Origin of the sequence: Aromatoleum sp. (assembly GCF_032027225.1) — a bacterium.
Classification (GTDB): Bacteria; Pseudomonadota; Gammaproteobacteria; order Burkholderiales; family Rhodocyclaceae; genus Aromatoleum.
In genome coordinates this window covers 99,179-118,921 of the sequence record NZ_JAVSMM010000006.1, presented here as the reverse complement: position 1 = coordinate 118,921, position 19,743 = coordinate 99,179, and the positions used below count along the sequence as shown (strand labels likewise).

General features: G+C 68.1%; 18 protein-coding genes and 1 pseudogene. 8 read left to right on the top strand and 11 right to left on the bottom strand.

Annotation, left to right across the window (positions count from 1 at the left end):
- Positions 1-34 precede the first annotated feature (34 nt).
- Positions 35-1,621: a DEAD/DEAH box helicase gene (locus tag ROZ37_RS09050; protein WP_312658991.1), complete on the bottom strand. Its 1,587-nt coding sequence runs from the start codon at positions 1,619-1,621 to the stop codon at positions 35-37.
- Positions 1,622-1,893: 272 nt separating this feature from the next.
- Between ROZ37_RS09050 and ROZ37_RS09045 the strand changes: the two genes are divergently transcribed.
- Positions 1,894-3,027: a M48 family metalloprotease gene (locus ROZ37_RS09045; protein WP_312658990.1), complete on the top strand. Its 1,134-nt coding sequence runs from the start codon at positions 1,894-1,896 to the stop codon at positions 3,025-3,027.
- 84 nt (positions 3,028-3,111) lie between these two features.
- Here ROZ37_RS09045 and ROZ37_RS09040 read toward each other — a convergent pair whose 3' ends face one another.
- The 7 genes from ROZ37_RS09040 to metK form a co-directional block, all read right to left on the bottom strand.
- Positions 3,112-3,822 carry an alpha/beta fold hydrolase gene (locus tag ROZ37_RS09040; RefSeq protein WP_312658989.1) on the bottom strand — a complete coding sequence of 237 codons (711 nt, stop codon included), beginning with the start codon at positions 3,820-3,822 and terminating at the stop codon, positions 3,112-3,114.
- A gap of 182 nt (positions 3,823-4,004) precedes the next feature.
- Positions 4,005-5,390, bottom strand: a complete 1,386-nt coding sequence (locus ROZ37_RS09035; RefSeq protein WP_312658988.1) for an HlyD family type I secretion periplasmic adaptor subunit — start codon at positions 5,388-5,390, stop codon at positions 4,005-4,007.
- Positions 5,387-7,123, bottom strand: a complete 1,737-nt coding sequence (locus tag ROZ37_RS09030; protein WP_312658987.1) for a type I secretion system permease/ATPase — start codon at positions 7,121-7,123, stop codon at positions 5,387-5,389. Before ROZ37_RS09030 ends, ROZ37_RS09035 begins: the two co-directional genes overlap by 4 nt.
- A 121-nt stretch (positions 7,124-7,244) precedes the next feature.
- Complete coding sequence (locus ROZ37_RS09025; RefSeq protein WP_312658986.1) at positions 7,245-8,081, bottom strand: calcium-binding protein; 837 nt, start codon at positions 8,079-8,081, stop codon at positions 7,245-7,247.
- A 241-nt stretch (positions 8,082-8,322) separates the two neighbouring features.
- Positions 8,323-8,976, bottom strand: a complete 654-nt coding sequence (locus tag ROZ37_RS09020) for a response regulator transcription factor (protein ID WP_312658985.1) — start codon at positions 8,974-8,976, stop codon at positions 8,323-8,325.
- Positions 8,973-10,595 (bottom strand): histidine kinase, encoded by a 1,623-nt coding sequence (locus tag ROZ37_RS09015; RefSeq protein ID WP_312658984.1) that lies wholly within the window; start codon positions 10,593-10,595, stop codon positions 8,973-8,975. The genes ROZ37_RS09020 and ROZ37_RS09015 overlap by 4 nt, the downstream gene beginning before the upstream one ends.
- A 281-nt stretch (positions 10,596-10,876) precedes the next feature.
- A complete protein-coding gene (gene metK, locus ROZ37_RS09010) occupies positions 10,877-12,043 on the bottom strand; it encodes a methionine adenosyltransferase (RefSeq protein WP_312658983.1) in 1,167 nt (388 codons plus the stop codon).
- Between the two features lie 229 nt (positions 12,044-12,272).
- On the opposite strand from metK, the gene ROZ37_RS09005 reads away from it, so the two are divergent.
- The 7 genes and pseudogenes from ROZ37_RS09005 to ROZ37_RS22090 form a co-directional block, all read left to right on the top strand.
- Positions 12,273-13,139, top strand: a complete 867-nt coding sequence (locus ROZ37_RS09005) for a lysophospholipid acyltransferase family protein (RefSeq protein ID WP_312658981.1) — start codon at positions 12,273-12,275, stop codon at positions 13,137-13,139.
- Entirely contained in the window at positions 13,133-14,020 is an 888-nt protein-coding gene (locus tag ROZ37_RS09000; protein ID WP_312658980.1) for a lipid A biosynthesis acyltransferase, read from the top strand. Before ROZ37_RS09005 ends, ROZ37_RS09000 begins: the two co-directional genes overlap by 7 nt.
- 82 nt (positions 14,021-14,102) lie before the next feature.
- A complete protein-coding gene (gene dapF / locus ROZ37_RS08995) occupies positions 14,103-14,933 on the top strand; it encodes a diaminopimelate epimerase (protein WP_312658979.1) in 831 nt (276 codons plus the stop codon).
- An 89-nt stretch (positions 14,934-15,022) separates the two neighbouring features.
- Positions 15,023-15,673: a DUF484 family protein gene (locus ROZ37_RS08990; protein WP_312658978.1), complete on the top strand. Its 651-nt coding sequence runs from the start codon at positions 15,023-15,025 to the stop codon at positions 15,671-15,673.
- Positions 15,674-15,699: 26 nt separating this feature from the next.
- Entirely contained in the window at positions 15,700-16,605 is a 906-nt protein-coding gene (locus ROZ37_RS08985; RefSeq protein ID WP_312658977.1) for a tyrosine recombinase XerC, read from the top strand.
- A 298-nt stretch (positions 16,606-16,903) separates the two neighbouring features.
- Complete coding sequence (locus ROZ37_RS08980; RefSeq protein WP_312658976.1) at positions 16,904-17,332, top strand: hypothetical protein; 429 nt, start codon at positions 16,904-16,906, stop codon at positions 17,330-17,332.
- A gap of 33 nt (positions 17,333-17,365) precedes the next feature.
- Positions 17,366-17,539 (top strand): annotated as a pseudogene (locus ROZ37_RS22090) (23S rRNA (cytosine(1962)-C(5))-methyltransferase RlmI); the annotation flags it as partial.
- A 117-nt stretch (positions 17,540-17,656) separates the two neighbouring features.
- On the opposite strand, the gene ROZ37_RS08975 reads toward ROZ37_RS22090, so the two are convergent.
- The 3 genes from ROZ37_RS08975 to ruvA are packed head-to-tail and all read right to left on the bottom strand — an operon-like array spanning position 17,657 to position 19,720.
- Complete coding sequence (locus ROZ37_RS08975) at positions 17,657-18,013, bottom strand: hypothetical protein (RefSeq protein ID WP_312658975.1); 357 nt, start codon at positions 18,011-18,013, stop codon at positions 17,657-17,659.
- Between the two features lie 8 nt (positions 18,014-18,021).
- Positions 18,022-19,080 (bottom strand): Holliday junction branch migration DNA helicase RuvB, encoded by a 1,059-nt coding sequence (gene ruvB / locus ROZ37_RS08970; protein WP_312658974.1) that lies wholly within the window; start codon positions 19,078-19,080, stop codon positions 18,022-18,024.
- Positions 19,081-19,120: 40 nt separating this feature from the next.
- Entirely contained in the window at positions 19,121-19,720 is a 600-nt protein-coding gene (gene ruvA / locus ROZ37_RS08965) for a Holliday junction branch migration protein RuvA (protein ID WP_312658973.1), read from the bottom strand.
- Between the last annotated feature and the right edge of the window lie 23 nt (positions 19,721-19,743).

Here is a 19,743-nt window from a genome sequence, read left to right as displayed (position 1 = left end):
GGTTCGCCCGGCCGGTCGTGTGATCACTCCCGAATCACTCGTCGCGATCGTCGCGCTTCGCACTGAAGAGCGCGGCGCGCTGCGGCTGCCTTCCGGCGTTGGGGCGCTGTCCGGCGTGTGCCGTGTCCGCCTGACGCCCGGCGGGGCGACGGTTCGTGTCGCGATTGCGCGTCGGCGCACGGTTGCCGTCCACGTCGGCTCTCGGCGATGTCGCGCGGTTGCCGTCGCGCGGAGCGCCCTTGCCGTTCGTGTCACTGCGGCGCGGTCCGCGATTGCCGTCAATGTCGGCGCGCGCGCCGCGGTCAGTGCCGGACGGCATGCCGTTTCGCGTCCGTGCGTTCGTCCGCTCCGGCGAGCCGTGAGTGACTTGGCGCGGCCCCGGGCGCTCGGTGCGGGGCTGGCGCGCCGCGCTGCCGTCGTTGCGTCGCGGCTGCGCGCGAGGCGGGCGCGCATCGGTGTCGGCCTCGGTCGCGAGGGTCGCGAATGCGGGCACCGGCTCGCGCTCGATCGTCCGCTTGATCAGCCGCTCGATCGACGCGAGGTGCTGACGCTCCTCCGAATCGACAAACGAGATTGCCGCGCCGCTCGACCCTGCGCGACCGGTGCGGCCGATGCGGTGCACATAGTCTTCCGGCACGTGCGGCAATTCGAAGTTCACGACATGCGGCAACTGGTCGATGTCGAGCCCGCGCGCCGCGATGTCGGTCGCGACGAGCACCGGCAGCGAGCCGTCCTTGAACTGCGCCAGCGCACGGGTGCGCGCCGACTGACTCTTGTTGCCGTGGATCGCGGCCGCGGGGATGCCGTGCTTCGCGAGATATTCGGCGAGCTTGTTCGCGCCGTGCTTCGTGCGGGTGAAGACGAGCACCTGATGCCAGTCGTTCTGCTTGACCAGGTGCACCAGGAGGTCGCGCTTCTGCTTCTGCGCGATCGAATAGACCGACTGCTGCACGAGTTCGGACGCGGTATTGCGCCGGGCGACCTCGACGCAGCCCGGGTTGTACAGCAGCCCGTTCGCGAGCGCGCGGATCTCGTCGGAGAAGGTCGCCGAGAACAGCAGGTTCTGCCGGGTCTTCGGCAACAGTGCGAGCACCTTGCGGATGTCCCGGATGAAGCCCATGTCGAGCATGCGGTCGGCTTCGTCGAGGACGAGGATCTCGATGCCCGACAGGTCGAGCGTCTTCTGGCCGACGTGATCGAGCAGTCGCCCTGGCGTCGCGACGAGGATGTCGACGCGCTTCTTCAGTGCCTGGATCTGCGGGTTGATACCGACGCCGCCGAACATCACCATCGAGGTCAGCGGCAGGTGCTTGCCGTAGGTCTGCACGGATTCCTCGACCTGCGCCGCGAGTTCGCGGGTCGGCGTGAGGATCAGGCAGCGCGGGCGGCCTGCTTTCGGGTTCGCCGCGGGGGCGGCGGAGAGGCGGTGCAGGACCGGCAGCGTGAAGCCGGCGGTCTTGCCGGTGCCGGTCTGCGCGGCCGCGAGCAGGTCGCCGCCGGCAAGCACCAGCGGGATCGCCTGGGCCTGGATCGGCGTCGGCGTCGTGTAACCGGAGTCGGAAATGGCGCGCAGCAGGGGTTCGGCCAGTCCGAGACCGGCGAAAGTGACGTCTGATGTCATCGAGAAAATTGCTCCAGCGACGGCCTGTCGCTCAAGCTGAGTGACACCAATCGAGGCGGGCGGGAAAAGTGGACCGGAACGGTCGTTGGGATGGGACCGCGGCCGATTGGCTGGGCTCGCGGAAGGAAGCATTGTACGGGCTATCGTACGTGGGGAGCGAAATTCTTTCGCGGCGATGAAGAGGCGCCTTCTTTATCACCAAGGTGCAATGTTTCGGAAACGGTGGGGCAGGTATAGTCCTCGTTCGCTCGATGGTTTCACGGACGCTGCTGATGCCTCCACTCAGTTCCCGCGTTGCGCGGGTTCGCGGCCGCCTGGCCTTCGTTCTCGGTTTGCGCGCAGTGACCGGACTGTCGGTCTTCGCGTTGCTCGCGCTCGTCCTCGCGGGCTGCGCTGTCTGGTTCGCCGCCAGCGCATGGGGCGCGCTCACGCGCGGAGCGGTGGGCATCGCGGTGATTTCGGCGGTCGGCTTCTTGCTGTCGATCGCCTCGACGGTGCGCTGCCTGCTGTGGCTGTCGGCGCCCGCGCCCTGTCCGGGCGGCGTGTGCGTGCCCTACGAAGCCGCGAGACCTCTGCATCGCATGGTCCGGCGCATCGGCAGCCGCCTCGGCGGTGCCGCCGTAGACGCGATCTGGATCGGCGGCGACATGAACGCGGCGATCCTGCAGCGCCCGCGCTGGGGTTGTTTCGGTCGGATGGAAAGTCATCTGATCATCGGCCTGCCGCTCGTGCACAGCGTCTCGCGGCGTCAGTTCAGCGCGATTCTCGCGCACGAATTCGCTCATCTCGCGTATCAGCGCCAAGGCGCTGCCGCGTGGTGGGGTCACTTTCGCGCGTGGTGGTTCCGCGTGCTCGATCGCTGCATCGAGGACACGCGGTGGTTCGGCCGCTTGCTCGAGCGCTGGTCGGAGGTCGACCTCCGCGGCGCGCTGCGGCTCGCGCGCCTCGACGAGTTCGAGGCGGACGCGGGCGCGGCCCGCGCAGTCGGCGCCGGACTGGTCGGCGAAGCGCTGGTCGAAGTGGCGCTGAAGGAACGATTTCTCAGCGAGGATTACTGGCGCAAGGTCATGGCGCAGAGCCGCCTTCAGCCACAGCCGTCGATCCGTCCGTACCGCGAGATGGGGCTCGGCGTGATGGCCGGCTTCCGCCGCCCGCTGCCGGGGGCGGTCGACATCCGCGAACTGTTCGACGACGCGGGTTTCACGCCCGATTTCCATCCGTCCCTCGTCGAGCGGCTGGCCGCGCTCCGGGTCGGCCCGTCGGTTTCGCACGGCGAGCGGATCACGGCCGCGGACGCCTATCTCGCGCCGTTGCTGCCGGCGCTGTCGCTGGTCTTCGACCGCGCGTGGTGGCAGGGATCCCGCACCGCGTGGCGCCGCGCTTACCAGTTGTCGCGGCTCGTCTGATTCTGCGCCTCCAACTGCGCAGACGTTCGCGGTTTGTCGCCTCGCTGTCGGCGCGGCGCTTCTCCGGCGCGAGGAGGGGCGGCGTCAGCGCGCGTCGAGCCGCGTGAGCCAGTCGCGGAGAAGTTCGGTGACGCGCTCGGGCTGTTCGAGCGGCGACAGATGCCCGCATTCCTCGACGATCTCGAGCCGCGCGCCGTCGATTCCGGCCGCAATTTCCTCGTGCAGCGCGAGCGGGGTGACTTCGTCCTGGCGGCCGCACAGCACGAGCGTCGGACAGCGGATCGCCGCCAGTGTCGGGCGGCTGTCCGCCCGTCCCATGATCGCGTGCTGCTGGCGGACGAACACCTCGTAGCCGAGCCCGGTCGCCATCGACTGGAAGACGCCGCCGATTTCGGGCGTGTCGGCGTGATCCGGATGCGCGAGGCGCGTGATGAGCTTTTCGACGACGGCAGGGAAGTCGGTGCGGCCCTGCTCGATCTGTTCGCGCCGCGCGGCTGTGGCTTCCGCCGTGTCGGCTCGGGCGCTGGTGTCGAGCAGCGCCAGCCCTCGCACGCGCTCAGGCGCGCGGCGCATGATTTCGAACGCGACGTAGCCGCCCATCGACTTCCCGCACAGCACGAACGGACCGTCGGGCGCCTCGGCGAGCACGTCGGCGGCGAGTTGGGCGATCGAGTCCGAGCGGGTGAGGTCGCCGATAGAGATCGCTGCGCAGTCGGCCAGCGCCTCCGCCTGATGTTCGTAAAGGCTCGCGTCGTTCAGCAATCCGGGTAGCAGAAGCAGGGTGGGCTGGTCCATCGTGGGCATCCTCCTCGGTTTGTCCGCGACGCCGTCCATGCAGGCGACGTTCTCGTCCCAGTCTGGTCGACGAGGGAACGTGCGGCAAGGGGGCCCGGAACGGACGGGCGAATCTCACACGCGGTGTGCGCCCGCTTGCTTCCTGCTCGCCCGGCATCGGGTGCCGATCGCGACGCTGCGGCTCATTCCGTCATCGCGGTCTTGAAGCGACGCAGCAGCGGTCGCGCGAGATAGGCTGCGAGCGAGCGCTCGCCTACGCGCAGCATCACCGTCGCGAGCATGCCGGGTGCGAGGCGGAGGTCGCCGAGCTTGCCGAGCTCGGACCGCGGCACCGACACCCGAACCGCGTAGTAAGGCTGCCCGGCGTGCGGATCGACGAGCGCGTCGGCCGACACGACCGCGACTTCGCCCCTCACGAGCGGTTGTTGCGCTCGGTCGGCGTAGGCATCGAGATGCACGTCGGCCGGCAGCCCCACGCGCAGGCGGTCGGCATACTGTGGCGCGACCTTCGCCTCGACGATCAGCTCGTCGCTGTCGGGGACGATGTCGAGGAGGCGGTCGCCGGGCTTCACGACGCCCCCGACGGTGTGGATCGCGAGGTCGACGACCGTGCCCGACACGGGCGCGCGGATCGCGAGCCGGTCGAACGTGTCGCGCTGCGCGGTGAGCCGCTCGCCGAGTGTGGCGACGTCGCGCTGCGTCTCGGCCAACTGCGTTTCGACTTCGCGGCGGTACTCGACTTCGCGCTGCGCGCCGCGCATGCGGAACTCGGCGAGGCGCGCGTTGATGCTCGAAATGTTCGCCAGGTCCTCGCTCTGCTTGCTTTGCACCTCGGCGAGCTGACGTTCGACTTCGAGCACGTGGTTGCGTGACAGGAAGCCGCGCTCTTTCAGCGTTTCGTACGAGTCGAGCTGCTCGCGAAACAACGCGATCTGCTTCTCGCGACCCGCCCTGAGCTGCGACAGGCTCGCGAGCTGCGTTTCGAGCCCGAGCGCCGACTCGCGGAGGATCCGCAGCTCGCCATCGAGCGCGCGACGGCGCGAGCCGAACAGGTCCTGCTGCGCACGCATTACGGCGGCGACCGCCGGTTCGCGTTCGGCGGCGACGAGTTCCGGCGCGAACGCGATCGTGGGCGCGCCGGTGCGCTCGGCGTGCAGGCGCGCGAGTGTCGAGAGCGACGTGTGGTACTGGCTCAGTGTCGCGTCGAGCGCTGACTTCGACTGTGTTTCGTTCAGAACGACGAGCACGTCGCCGGCGTTCACCGGCTGGCCGTCGCGCACGAGGATCTCTTCGACGACGCCACCGTTCGGGTGGTCGATGCGCTTGCGGCTCGATTCGACCGAGAGGATCCCCGCGGCCGGGACACCCTCGTCGAGCGGTGCGAGAAACGCCCAGACCAGAAAGCCGCCGAAGCCCACTGCGAGCAGCCACAGCCCGAGCCGGACGACGCGGCCAAAGTCGGTTTCCGGTAGCGCGACAACCTCGGTCGGCAACTCGATGGCGGTGGCGAGAGGGTTCGCGGCGCGCGTCACGGGCGCGTTCTCTGTCGGCAGAAAATCGGCGCTCACGCGGCTTCCTCCTTCGCAAGCTGCCTGTCGCGTCCGTCGGTCGCCCGCGGGAGCCCGGGCATGGACTTCAATACCGCGTCGCGCGGACCGTACGCCTTGATCGCACCGCCCGCGAGGATCATCACCGCGTCGGCGACGTTGAGAATGTTCAGGCGATGCGTCATCACGAACGCGGTGCGCCCCTCGCGTTTCATCTCCTGCAGCGCTTCGAGCAGGGCGGCGTCGCCGGCCTCGTCCAGATTCGCGTTCGGCTCGTCGAGCACGATGAGCGCGGGCTCGCCGTACAGCGCTCGCGCGAGCGCGACGCGCTGGCGCTGGCCGCCCGACAGCGCGACGCCGGCGTCTCCGATCGGCGTCTCGTAGCCTTCCGGCAGGCGCAGGATCATGTCGTGAACGCCCGCGCGCCGAGCCGCCTGCACCACCTTCTCGGAATCGCGTTCGCCAAAGCGTGCGATGTTCTCGGCGACCGTGCCTTCGAACAGCTCGACGTCCTGCGGCAGATAGCCGACCCACGGCCCGAGCTCGTCCTTGTCCCACTTCGCCACGTCTGCGCCGTCGAGCCGGACCGTGCCCGCCAGCGGCGGCCACACACCGACGAGACCGCGCGCGAGGCTCGACTTGCCCGACGCGCTCGGGCCGATCACCGCGACGAGCATGCCGGGCGATGCGCCGAAGGTGACGCCCTTGAGGATCGGGGCGCGGCTGCCGGGCGAGGCGAGCACGAGGTTCTCGGCCTGCACGAAACCCTTCGGCCGCGGCAGCGCGGTGCGTTCGAGCGGTGAGGGATTCGCGTCGAGCAGCTCGCTCACGCGTGCATACGCGCCGCGCGCCGAGACGGTGCCGCGCCATGTTCCGATCGCGAGGTCGACCGGCGCGAGCGCGCGGCCGAGCAGGATCGAGCCTGCGATCATGCCGCCGGCGCTCAACTGGTTCTCGATCACCAGCAGCGCGCCGACACCGAGGATGCCCGACTGCGTCGTCAGGCGGATGAACTTGCTCGCGGCGGCGACGAGCGCGGCGCGTTCGCTCGCGTCGGCCTGAAGGTTCAGCACGCCCGCCTGACGGGCGAACCAGCGCTGGCGCAGATTCCGCAGCATCCCCATCGCCTCGATTGCTTCGGCGTTGCGCAGGCTGTTGCTCGCATAGTTGCCCGCTGCGTGCGCGAGCTTGCCGGCTTCGCTCAGCCGGTCAGCGGTCACGCGCTCGTTGAGGTACGCGAGCGCGACGAGCAGCAGCATCGACACCGCCGCGAACATGCCGAGCCACGGGCTGAGCAGGAAGATCACGAGAAGGTAGATCGGCGCCCACGGCGCATCGAAGAACGCGAACAGGCCTTTGCCGGTAAGGAACTGGCGGATGTTCGTCAGGTCGCCGAGGGCCTGCGACGGGTTGCCGTTGCGGGACGCGAGGTGGCGGCGGAACGACGCGTCGAATATCCGGCTGCCGAGCCGCAGGTCGAGCGCGGAGCTCACGCGGATCAGGATCCGCGCCCGCACGAGCTCGAGCCCGGCTTCGAGCGCGTAGAGGCCGAGCATGATCAGCGTCAGCATCAGCAGCGTGGCTTCATTGCGGCTCGCGAGCACGCGGTCGTAGATTTGCAGCATGTAGATCGTCGGCATCAGCATCAGCAGGTTCGTGACGAAGCTGAAGCTGCTGACGGCGAGGAAGGCGCTTCGGAAGGCGCGGATCGTCCCGCTCAATTCCCCGCTAGCCGTGCCTGAAGTTGCGCTCATTATGCCGCCCGGGTCGCGTCTGTAAGTGTATGAGAGTACGCGAAAAAAGAGCCCGGGCGGATCGCTCTGCCCGGGCTCGCGGCCCGAAAATCGATCGGGCCGTGAATAGGTTCGCAGCTGATCAGCCGAACTGGACGTAGCCGCCGGCGACGAGGTCGGCAATCGACGCGTCGGTGCCGACCAGCGTGATCGAGCCGCCGTCGAAGCTGATCACCGTCTTGCCGTCGGCGGCGGTGTCCGAGGTCAGGAAGTTGCCCCAGTAGTTCTCGGCCGTCGTACTGTTGCTAAGACCTGTCAGCACCACCTTGTCGGCGCCCTTGCCCCAGTCGAGCACGACGTCGGTGCCTTCGCCTGTGATCGTGGCCTTCGTCGTCGTGTCGTAGTACGCGTAGCTGTTGTCGCCGGTGAAGTTCACGGTCGAGTAGATCGGCTTCTTAACGGTGCCGCCATTGACCGTGATATCCACGTCGTAGGTCTCGCCTGCGGCGAGGTCGCCGCCATACAGTTTGTCGAGCTCGGCGCGCCACGCATCGAGCTGCGTGTCGTAGTTGTACCAGGCCTTGTAATCCGCATTCAGGCTCGGCGAGTCGCCGTCGCGGAAGTAGACGGTCTTCAGTTCTGCGGCGCTGGTGACTTTGAAGTTGAAGATGAACTTGTCGTCGCCCGAGCCGCCCGTCAAGGTGTCGTCGCCGGGGCCGCCGTCGAGCGTGTCATTGCCGTTGCCGCCGTTGAGCGTATCGTTGCCGGCTTCGCCATAGAGCTTGTCGTCGCCGTTCTCTTCGACCGTCACGACGATGGGTTCGCCCTTCCTGTTGACGCTGTCGTAGCTGTACTTGCCGAGCACGTCATCGCCCGCGCCGCCGTATAGGACGTCACTGTCATTGCCGCCGTTGATCAGGTCGTTGCCGTCGCTGCCGGTCAAGGTTTGCGTGCCGTTGCCGCCGAGATATTCAGCCATTTCCATTTCCCCCCAAGGTCGTTTCCGGTGGACGAACCTTGCCTTCGATCGGGCGCCGTCCAGCCGCTCGTTTCATGAAGCCGCGTCATCGGCGGTTTCGCCTTTCGCGCAGGCGTGCTGCCCGATCGCGTTGGAATAATGCTAAGCGGCAACCGGTTTCGCCGGCAGTTAGCGCCGTCACTCCGGTTACGTGACTTTTGTAATGTCTCGTGCGTCCGGCGTGAAAAAGCTCACGGGGAGCTCAGGGCTTCGGCGGATGGCGCAGCGCCAGGGCGAAGAGCTGCAGCCGGTTCGCGGCTCCGGTCTTCGAGTAGATCGTCGAGAGTGCGTTGCGCAGCGTGTTTTCGCCGATGCCGAGGACGTCGGCGATCTTCTTGTTCGGGACGCCGTTGTACTCGAGGACGACGGCGACGATCTGGCGCTCGCGCGTGGTCAAGGACGCGAACGGGTCGGGGGTTGGCTGGGCCTGGCGGCGCAGCACGTCGACGAGATTGCCGGTACTCGTGCGATCGAGCCACAGTTCGCCGGCGTGGACGCGGCCGATCGCTCGTACGATCGTCTCGGGCCGCTCGTGCTTGCCGAGCACGCCGCGCGCGCCCGCGCGCATCGCCTGCCGGTGCATCTCTTCGTCGCGCAGCCCGGTCAGCACGAGAAATCGGATCGGCGTGTCGGCGAATTCCGCGATGAGCTCCGCGCCGTGCTCGCCGTCGAGGTCGAGGTCGAGGAGCGCGACGTCGGGAAGCGTCCGCCGCAGCAGCTCGCGTCCGGCAGCGAGGTCGTGCGCGCTGCCGACCGGTCGCATCCGCGGCGTTTCGGTTTCGATCAGGCGTTCGAACCCCCATGTGATGCTCGGATGATCGTCGATGATCGCGACGGCGATGGTCATGGCGTTCATAGCGGTATGCGTACGTGGACGATGGTGTCGCCGGTGACGGCGTGCTCGACCCGCGCGTCGCCGCCGAGGCCCTGCGCGCGGTCGCGGATCGATTTCGGAATGAAGGTGGTCGTATCGCCCGCGGAGCGTTCGTTCTCGAGCGTGAGCCGGATGTCCTCGCCGTCGCGAAAGATGCACAGCTTCGCCCAGCGTGACGTGGTGTGCCGACGGATATTGCTGAGCCCCTCGCCGATCATCGCGAGCAGATCGGCGGCGAGCCGATCGCTTACCCGAACTCCGGGCTCGGCGTCGAAGCGGAACTCGATGTCGAAATGCTCGCGATACTGTTGCGCGAGACGGCCGAGCGATTCGGGGATGAGCTCCCCGTCGGCTGCGGTCGCGCGCTGCCCCGCGAGCATCCGGCGCAGCTCGTCGGCGCCCTGGTGGGCGAGTTGCAGCAGGCCGCGCAGATCGTCGGTCGTCTGTGCGGAATTGTCCGGCCGGCGCAGCGCGGCTTCGAGCCCGAGCTGGAGGCCGAGGTAGGGCTGGATCGCGAGATCGTGCAGGTCGTGCGCGATCCGCCGTCGTTCGCGTTCGGCGGCGAGCGATGCCAGGCGGTCGAGCAGATCGACCTTGTCGACGATGTGCAGCAGGTGCAGTGCGGCGTCCGAAAGGAAGGTCAGTTCGGCTTCGTCGAATTGCGGCAGTTGCGCGTCGAGAACGTAGATGCGACCGCGCGTCGCCGTGTCCCGACCGACCGGAACGCTTGCAAACGCAGCGGCGCCGAGCGTGTCGCCGAGTCCGCGACACCGTTCGCCGAGGGCGTCGGGCGTGTTGCCGATGCAGACGAAGGCGGTTGGTGAATGCAGAAGGAGCACATCGGGAGGCAGCGCGAGCAGCGGGGCTGCGGCCACGGCGGGCAGCGCTTCGATCGTCGATCGTTCCGCGTCGCTGCGCGCGACGACGCACTCACCGTCGGGGTCGCGCGCGAGAATGATTAGGCATTCGGCGCTGCCGTAGCTGTCGCGAATGCTTTCGGCCGCGTTCAGCAGCGTGCGGTCGACGCCGAAGCGCGGGTTCGCGATCGTGTTGAGCTGCGCGAGCAACGCTAGCTTCCGTTGCCCACGTTTTTGCGCGCCACCCTCTCGCGCGAGGATGTAGCCGAGGATCAGCAGCGTGATCGGCCGGATCATCGCGCGATTGAACTCGAAGAGAATGCCCCCGGGCGATGTCGGCAGACCGACGATCAGAAAGCCTGCGGTCGTCACCCAGGTCATCGTCCAGCCGGCGTCGAACCCGTCGCGGAACGATCGGGACACGATCGGCAGCAGCAGGAAGAAGAACAGCACGCTGCTCGTCCCGCCGGTGACCGCGGTCAGCGCGAGGCACCAGCCGAGGTCGAACCACGCGATGTGCGGATGGCGGGGCGCGCCGCGGCGTTCGCGTACGAGCGTCGCGATTGCGAACGCCAGGTACGCGAGCAGCATCGGCAGCGTCGCCTGCGGCGCGATCGTGAAATCCGGTGGATCGAGCTGCAGGACGACGACGCCGGTCAGCGCCATCAGCACGCGGCAGGCCGCTTCGGGCGGCACGTTCGCGCCGCCCGCACGTCGCCCTGCGTGCCAGGAATTTCTGCTCAACTGTTCCCCCCGAAATGCCGCGGACCGGCGCGTGACGGCGATACGATCCGTCGAGGCAACGGCGATCGCGTTCGGCGACCGCCGGCAGCGCTCGCATCATCGGCATTCGCCCCGCGACCACAGCGGATCGCGTGCGAGTGCTCGAAAATCGGAGAATAGGAGAGGGCGTGCGAATCGCCTGCGTGCTACGTCACGCCGGCGCGCAATGCACGTCGCAAGCGGCGGCGTGCGTGAGGACTTCCGATGCCGGCGGCGTTGCCGTCCGGCATCGGGGAAGGGTTTCAGAGACCGGCGTCGGCCTTCAGCGCGGCCGCCTTGGCGGTCGACTCCCACGTGAATTCCGGCTCGTCGCGGCCGAAGTGGCCGTAGGCGGCGGTCTTGCTGTAGATCGGCCGCAGCAGGTTCAACTCCTGGATGATCGCCTTCGGCCGCAGGTCGAAATGCGCCTGCACGAGCTCGACGATGCGCTGGTCGCTGATGCGGCCGGTGCCGAAGGTATCGATCATCATCGACACCGGACGCGCGACGCCGATCGCGTACGCGACCTGCACTTCGCAGCGCTCGGCGAGGCCGGCCGCGACGATGTTCTTCGCGACCCAGCGCCCGGCATACGCGGCCGAGCGGTCGACCTTCGACGGATCCTTGCCCGAGAATGCGCCGCCGCCGTGGTGCGCCGCACCGCCGTAAGTGTCGACGATGATCTTGCGCCCGGTGAGGCCGCAGTCGCCGTGGGGGCCGCCGATGACGAAGCGGCCGGTCGGGTTGATCAGGTAGCGCACCTCGCCCTGGATCAGCTCTTTCGGCAGCACCGGCTTGATGATCTCCTCGACGACGAGCTCCGTGATCTGAGCGTGCGACACTTCCGGACTGTGCTGCGTCGACACGACGACGGCGTCGATCGCGACCGGCTTGCCGTCGACGTACTTCACCGTGAGCTGGCTCTTCGCGTCCGGGCGCAGCCAGTTGAGGCGACCGTCCTTCCGCAGCTCGGCCTGGCGCTGCATGATGCGGTGCGCGTAGTAGACCGGCAGCGGCATCAGGGCTGGCGTCTCGTTGCACGCGTAGCCGAACATCAGGCCCTGGTCGCCGGCGCCCTGGTCGAGGTCGATGCCTTCGCCTTCATTGACGCCCTGCGCGATGTCGGAGGACTGGCGGTTGATCGCGGTCAGGATCGCGCACGACTTGTAGTCGAAGCCGATCTCCGAGTTGTCGTAGCCGATGCGGCGGATGACGTCCTGCGCGATTTCCTTGTAATTCGGGTGGGCGCTGGTCGTGATCTCGCCGGAGATCACGACGAGGCCGGTCGACACGAGCGTCTCGCACGCGACGCGGGCGTGCGGGTCGTCGGTGAGGATCGCGTCGAGGACGCCGTCGGAGACCTGGTCGGCGACCTTGTCGGGATGGCCTTCGGAGACGGATTCCGAAGTGAAGAGGTACTCCTGGCCCATGCGCTGCTCCTGAAACAAAAAATCCCCAAAGCGTTCCGGCGTGGCCGGCTCCGGGGATTTCGTCGAGCAGGCGACGCTTTAGCAGTACTTGTGTGCCACGACCGGTTAGGTGCGTTCGCGGCGCCGCCCTGCAAGTTGTCGTATTAACTCGGCGGCTGGGCGATAATTATAAGCTTTGTGACCTGACGGTCAATTGCGCGGACCCGTTCCGCCGCCGTCTGCGTGGACCGTGATCGTAAATTTCCTTTTCCGTTCTCTTTCCCGGCTGCCGCTTTCGTGGGCGCATGCGCTGGGTGGCGTCGCGGGGCGGCTCGCGTGGCGGTTCTCGCCGTCGTACGCCCGTCGGCTGCGCGAAAACCTCGCCTTAGCGCTCGGCCGCGACGACCCGGCGCTGCGCGGCGCCGCGATCGTCGAAGCCGGCCGGCAGGCGCTCGAATTGCCGTTCGTCTGGCTGCGGCCGCAACCCGAAGTGCTGTCGCGAATCGTGCGCGTCGAGGGCGCCGAACTGATCACGCGCGCGCGCGCCGAGGGCCGGAGCGTGCTGCTGCTGACGCCGCATCTGGGGTGCTTCGAAATGTGCGCGCAGTACTGCTCGACGCATGGACCGATCACGGTGCTCTATCGTCCTCCGCGCAAGAAGGCGCTGCAGCCGCTGATGGAAGCCGGGCGGGCGCGCGGCGAGATCCGCGTCGCGCCGGCCGACGTGTCCGGCGTGCGGCGGCTCGTGAAGGCGCTGCGCAGCGGCGAGATGGTCGGCATGCTGCCGGACCAGGCGCCGGGGCAGGGCGAAGGCGTGTGGGCGCCGTTTTTCGGCCGTCCCGCGTGGACGATGACGCTGGCGGCGCGGCTCTCCGAAGTGAAAGGGGTGAAGGTGATCATGGTGTGGACGGAGCGGCTGCCGCGCGGCGCGGGCTACGTGCTGCGGCTGTCCGAGCCGGTCGAGCCGATCGAAGGTTCGCTCGACGAGCGCTGCGCCGCGATCAATCGCGAGATCGAGCGGCTGATTCTCGCGTGTCCGTCGCAATACTTGTGGGGGTACAACCGCTACAAGCGGCCAGCCGGGGTTCCGCCTCCGCCCGGAGACGCGACATGCTGAGCCGCCTGTCGAGCCATCTCGCGGTCGCGCTGTTCTGGCTGCTGCACTGGCTGCCGCTGCCGGTGCTCGCCGTTCTCGGGCAGATCGTCGGCGAGTGCTTCTATTGGTTCGCGTCGAACCGCCGTCACATCGTCATGGTGAATCTCGGGCTGTGCTTTCCCGAGCTCGATCTGCCGGCGCGGCGGCGCCTCGCGCGCGCGCACTTTCGCGCCCTCGGCCGCAGCTTGCTGGAACGCGGGCTGCTGTGGTGGGCGAGCGAGGCGCGGCTCAAGCGCCTGATCCGTCTCGAAGGCGCCGAGCGTCTGAGTGCGCTGCTCGACGCCGGCCGGCCGGTGATCATGCTCGCGCCGCATTTCCTCGGCCTCGACATGGGCGGCTCGCGCGTCGCGATGGAGTTCGACAGCGTCAGCATCTACGCGCGGCAGAAGAACGCCGTCTTCGACCGCTGGCTGCTCCACGGGCGCAGCCGTTTCGGCGACCAGCTGCTGCTGTCGCGCCAGGACGGGGTGCGCGGGACGGTCAAGGCGATGAAGGCCGGGCGGCCGTTCTATTACCTGCCCGACATGGACTACGGTCGCAAGGACGCGATCTTCGTGCCGTTCTTCGGCGTGCCGGCGGCGACGATCACCGGGCTGTCGCGGCTCGGCCGGCTTGCAGGCGCCGCGATCGTGCCTTGCGTGACGCGCATGCTGCCGGGCGGCCGCGGCTATGTCGCCGAGTTCGGCGAGCCGTGGCCCGATTTCCCGACCCGCGACGCGGACGCGGACACCGTGCGGATGAACCTGTGGATCGAGTCCGTCGTGCGCACGATGCCGGAGCAGTATTACTGGGTGCACCGCCGCTTCAAGACGCGCCCCGTCGGCGAGCCGCGACCGTATTGACGCATTGCGGCAATCGCTGCTGGACGCGCCGGGGGCGCTGCGCGAGAATCCGCTCACCCGCCTCCGCTCCCGGTCATTTCCCATGCGCCTGCGCTTCACCAAGATGCACGGACTCGGCAACGATTTCGTCGTCATCGACGCGGTCCGTCAGCCGGTCGAACTCACGCCCGAGCAGGTCCGCTTCCTCGCGGACCGCCACTTCGGGGTCGGCTGCGACCAGTTGCTGGTCGTCGAGCGGCCGTCGCGGCCGGACGTCGATTTCCGCTACCGGATCTTCAACGCAGACGGCGGCGAGGTCGAGCAATGCGGCAACGGCGCCCGCTGCTTCGTGCGTTTCGTGCATGAGCAGGGACTGACCGCGAAGCGCGAGATCCACGTCGAGACGCGCTCGGGCATCATTGCGCCGCGCCTCGAAGACAACGGGATGGTCACGGTCGACATGGGGGTGCCGGTGCTCGAACCCGCACGCGTGCCTTTCGTGTCGGACTCGGACGCGGTCGTGCAGCCGCTCGAAGTCGGCGGCGCGGCGCTCGCGATCACCGCCGTGTCGATGGGCAATCCGCACGCGGTGCAGGTCGTCGCCGATGTCGACGCTGCGCCGGTCGACACGCAGGGGCCGCTGATCGAGCGCCACGCGCGCTTTCCGGCCCGCGTCAACGCAGGGTTCATGCAGATCGTCGACGCGCATCGCGTGCGGCTGCGGGTCTTCGAGCGCGGCGCCGGCGAGACGCTCGCGTGCGGGACGGGCGCGTGCGCCGCGGTCGTCGCCGGAATCCTGCGCGGATTGCTAACGTCGCCAGTGCGAGTCGAGACGCGGGGCGGCGAACTCGAAATCGCGTGGGCGGGCCGCGGACAGCCGGTCCTGATGACCGGTCCCGCGGTGACCGTTTTCGACGGCGAGATCGAGCTCTGACCGACTCCGGTCGCGCGCGGGCGCACGCCCCCGTCGCCGGCCGGCAACCGAACACGACGGGCGCTTGCCGTCCGATGGAGCTGTTTGCGATGAATGCGACTGACGTAGCGCGCTACCTGAAGGACCACCCCGATTTTCTGGTCGAACACGGCGAACTGTTCACGCAGCTCACCGTGCCGCACCCCCACGGCGGCCAGGCGATCTCGCTCGCGGAGCGGCAGCTGCACGCGCTGCGGGACAAGATCCGCCTGCTCGAAGGAAAGCTCGCCGAGCTGATCCGGTTCGGCGAGGAAAACGACGAGATCGGCGAGAAGGTCCATCGCCTCACGCTCGGCCTCCTCGAAGCCGAAGACTACGACGGCCTGCGCTTTGCGCTGTTCGAGAACATGCGCGACGACTTCGCGGTGCCGAATGTCGCGCTGCGCGTCTGGAACAGCGTGCTGACGCGCGAAGGCGAGGACTTCGCGCCGGTGAGCGAGGAAGTCCGGTTCTTTGCCGGCGACCTGCGTCATCCGTACTGCGGCGTGCCGGCGAACCTCGAAATCGTCGACTGGTTCGGCGACTTCGCGCCGCATGTGCGCTCGGTGGCGCTCGTGCCGCTGCGCCGCGAGGCCCAGGTGTTCGGCCTGCTCGCGCTCGGCAGCGAGGAGGGCGAGCGTTTCTACTCCGAGATGGGCACGCTTTACCTCTCGCGCATCGGAGACCTCGTCGCATCCGCGCTGCGCCGGCAACTCGGCTGACGATGGCGGCGCCTGGCGCCTCTCACATGATTGCGGACCCGGTACCCGAGTGGCTCGGCGCCTATCTCGGCTACCTTGCAACCCAGCGTCGCGCGGCGCCACTGACGCTCGAACATTACCGGCGCGATCTCGTGCGGCTGAACCGGCTTGCAGATGGGCGCGGGCCGGCCGAACTCGGTGTCCATGACATCCGCCGCTTCGTCGCCCGCCTGCATGCCGAGGGGCTCGAAGGTCGTTCGATCGCGCGCGCCCTGTCGGCGTGGCGCGGTCTCTTCCGCTGGCTGATCCGCCAGCGCGGGCTGCTCCGCGTGAATCCGGCCGAAGGCGTGCGGGCGCCGAAGTCGCCGCAACGCCTGCCCAAGGTGCTGTCGCCGGACCAGGCGAGCGCGCTGCTCGACGCCGAGCCGGATGACCGGCTCGAAGTCCGCGACCGCGCGATGTTCGAACTCTTCTATTCTTCCGGTCTGCGGCTGGCGGAACTCGTCGGGCTCAACGTCGGCGAAGGGCTCGACCTCGTCGAAGGCCTCGTCACGGTGCGGGGCAAGCGCGGCAAGTTGCGCACGGTTCCGGTCGGCTCCCATGCGGTGCAGGCACTGCAGGCGTGGCTTGTACAGCGCGGCGCCCGGGATCCGGGGACTGGTGACGGCCGCGCGCTCTTCATTACGCGTAGCGGCGGGCGGATGAGTCCGAGCGCGATCCGATCGCGGCTTGCGCGCTGGGCCAAAATCCACGGTTTCGGAGTGCACGTCCACCCGCACATGCTGCGGCACAGCTTCGCCAGCCATCTGCTGCAGTCGAGCGGCGACCTGCGTGCGGTGCAGGAGCTCCTCGGCCACGCCAGCATCCGCAGCACGCAGGTCTATACCCATCTCGATTTTCAGCATCTCGCGAAGGTGTACGACGCAGCGCACCCGCGCGCAAAAAAAGGCTGACTCACGGCCGATCACCCCTGCCGCAGACCATCCGAAACGCGTAGCGGGACGAAAACGCGCCTCTCCGTGACGCAATGCCCAGTTCGGGCATCGAAGATCCCGAGCCCGTACGGCGCTTCGGCTATGCTCGACGCAACAAACACTTTAGAGAGTCTGCCTTAGATCTGCCATGACGGATCGTGGGTAAAAGGCAGTTATGCCAACCATTCCTGAACCCAAAGACGCAGGGGCCCCTGCCTTCCCGGCCGACAAGAACGGATCCGCCGTCGCGCGTAATTCGACACTGAGAACCGCGGTCATGTTGCTCGCGCGGTATCAAATCCGGAACTTGCGGCGGGTTTTCGAGGAATTCGAGCGCGACATCCTGCTGCCGATCCTGCTCGGCGAAATCGCGCTGCACAACATCGGTGCGTTCGAGCATCGCCCCCCGGGCTTGCCGAATCACGATCCCGCGGCGGGACCGGAAGCGCACGAAGGACAAGGGCACGTACCGCCGATGCGGCCGTGCAACGCGTATTCGATTTCCGCTGCGACCGGGCTGCCGCGCGAAACGGTGCGGCGCAAGATCGGCCGCCTCGTCGAGCTAGGTTGGATACACAAGCAGGGCAACGGTCACCTCTATCTGACCGAGCGCGCCTTTGCCCACTTCGGCAGCCTGATGAATTCGCGCGATCTGCCGGAATTTCTCGAAACCGCCGATCGCGTCCGTCGCGTTCTCAACGACTGACTGCGTCCGCCGCGCAATCGCGTACGCACCTGGGTCTCGCTCTCCCGAGGGGGTGACGTCGTGCAACTGACGAGCGCGGGCGCCGAGAAATGGCGCGACGCGATCGTCGCCGGCCTCGTTCAGGCGACGGGCTGCCGCGCGGTGTACGAGCGTTTAGATTCGGGCGCCGGCGCGGCGAGCAGCACCGGTATCGACGCGCATCCCGCACCGACTGTCCGCAGCCGCGGATCATCTCGTCGGGCTCGCAGTGCCGGAAAGCGAATACCTGAAGGGCCAGACAGTGCAGATCGGTTATTGAGCCGATTCTGCGGAGCCGACCGGCTTTCAGTCGGACGGCGTGCGTGCGCCGGAAGGAGCGCGCCAGTCCGGATTCGGGCCGCGCTCTCCGAGCGTGAATGCGGCGCTGACGAGGCCGAGCGCGACGAGGATCAGCACGAAATAGCCGAGCTGCCAGCGCCGCGGCGCGATGCGCGTCGGCGAGCGCCCTGCCTGACGTGCCGCGATCAGTCCGCTCGCCCCGATCACGAGCAGGCCTGCGCCGAGCAGTTGCGACGATGCCCCGCCGAGCGCGACCCCTTGCGACGGATCGAAGCGGTCGGGCCAGAAAAACGCCGGCCCCTGCAGCAGGTAGAGGCCGCCGACGACGCACAGCACGATCGTCAGCGCGAGAAAGGTGCGCATCGCGCGGATCAGGACGCCGGGAAGAGATCGCCGTCGTCACCGCGGCGCGCGGGATGTGCGAGGCCGAAATGCTGCCAGATCGACGCGGTGGCGACGCGGCCGCGCGGCGTGCGCTGCAGGTAGCCCTGCTGAATCAGATAGGGTTCCAGCACGTCCTCGATGGTGTCGGAGGATTCGCCGATCGCCGCCGCGAGGTTGTCGAGCCCGACCGGGCCGCCGGCGAACTTCTCCAGCATTGCGCCGAGCAGCTTGCGGTCCATCAGATCGAGCCCCAGGTGATCGACGTCGAGCATCAGGAGCGCCGCGTCGGCGACTTTCGCGGTGATGTCGCCATCGGCCTTTACCTGCGCATAGTCGCGCACGCGGCGCAGCAGCCGGTTCGCAATCCGCGGCGTGCCGCGGGCGCGACGGGCGATTTCGAAGGCGCCGCCGTCGTCGATCGCGACGTCGAGCAGACGCGCCGAGCGGCTGACGATGAAGGCGAGTTCCTCCGGCGTGTAGAACTCGAGGCGTGCGACGATGCCGAAGCGGTCGCGCAGCGGATTCGTCAGCATTCCGGCGCGCGTCGTCGCGCCGACCAGCGTGAAGGGCGGCAGGTCGAGCTTCACCGAGCGCGCCGCCGGGCCTTCGCCGATCATGATGTCGATCTGGAAATCTTCCAGCGCCGGGTAAAGGATCTCCTCGACGACCGGCGACAGGCGGTGGATCTCGTCGATGAACAGCACGTCGTGCGGTTCGAGGTTCGTCAAGAGCGCCGCGAGATCGCCGGCGCGTTCGAGAACGGGGCCGCTCGTCTGGCGCAGGTTCACCCCCATCTCCGCTGCGACGATGTGCGCGAGCGTCGTCTTGCCGAGTCCGGGCGGGCCGAACAGCAGCACGTGGTCGAGCGCCTCGGCGCGATGTCGCGCGGCCTGGATGAAGATTTCGAGCTGCTCGCGGGTTTTCGCCTGGCCGACGTATTCGGCGAGCCGCTTCGGCCGCAGCGCGCGCTCGACCGCGTCCTCCTGCCGGTCGGCGGGCTGCGCGGAGATCAGGCGGGACGCCTGGAGTTTGTCGGTTTCGATCATCGCGGCAGTTTACCGTGTCCCTGCTTCGCAGCGGGTCTCGTCAGGCTTTCGACAGCAGCCGCAGCGCCTGGCGGATGCCGTCGGAGACACTCGCGTCCTCCGGCACCGCCTTCATCGCCGACAGCGCTTCCTTCTCGTTGTAGCCAAGCGCGAGCAGGGCATTGAGGATGTCGCTGCGCGCGTCGGCAGGTCCGGTGACGACCCCGGGTGCGGCAGCGTTCGCGAGGGTCGGCAACGCTTTGCCGAGCTTGTCGCGCAGTTCGAGCAGCAGGCGTTCGGCCGTTTTCTTGCCGATGCCGGGAATCTTGACGAGGCGGCCGGCCTCCTGCAGCGCGACGGCTTGCGCGAGGTCGGTCACCGACAGGCCGGACAGCACCGCGAGCGCAGTGCGCGCGCCGATCCCCGAGACTTTCAACAACTGCCGGAATGCCGCGCGCTCATCGGCCGTTGCGAAGCCGTACAGGAAATGGCCGTCCTCGCGGATCGCGAGATGCGTGAACAACGACACCGTCTGGCCGGTCGCGGGCAGCCCGTAGAAGCTGCTCATCGGGACGTCGACCTCGTAACCGACGCCGTGTGCGTCGACGACGATCTGCGGGGGATTCTTTTCGAGCAGGATGCCGGTGAGTCTTCCGATCATGAGGGTGTCCAGGTTTCGATGGG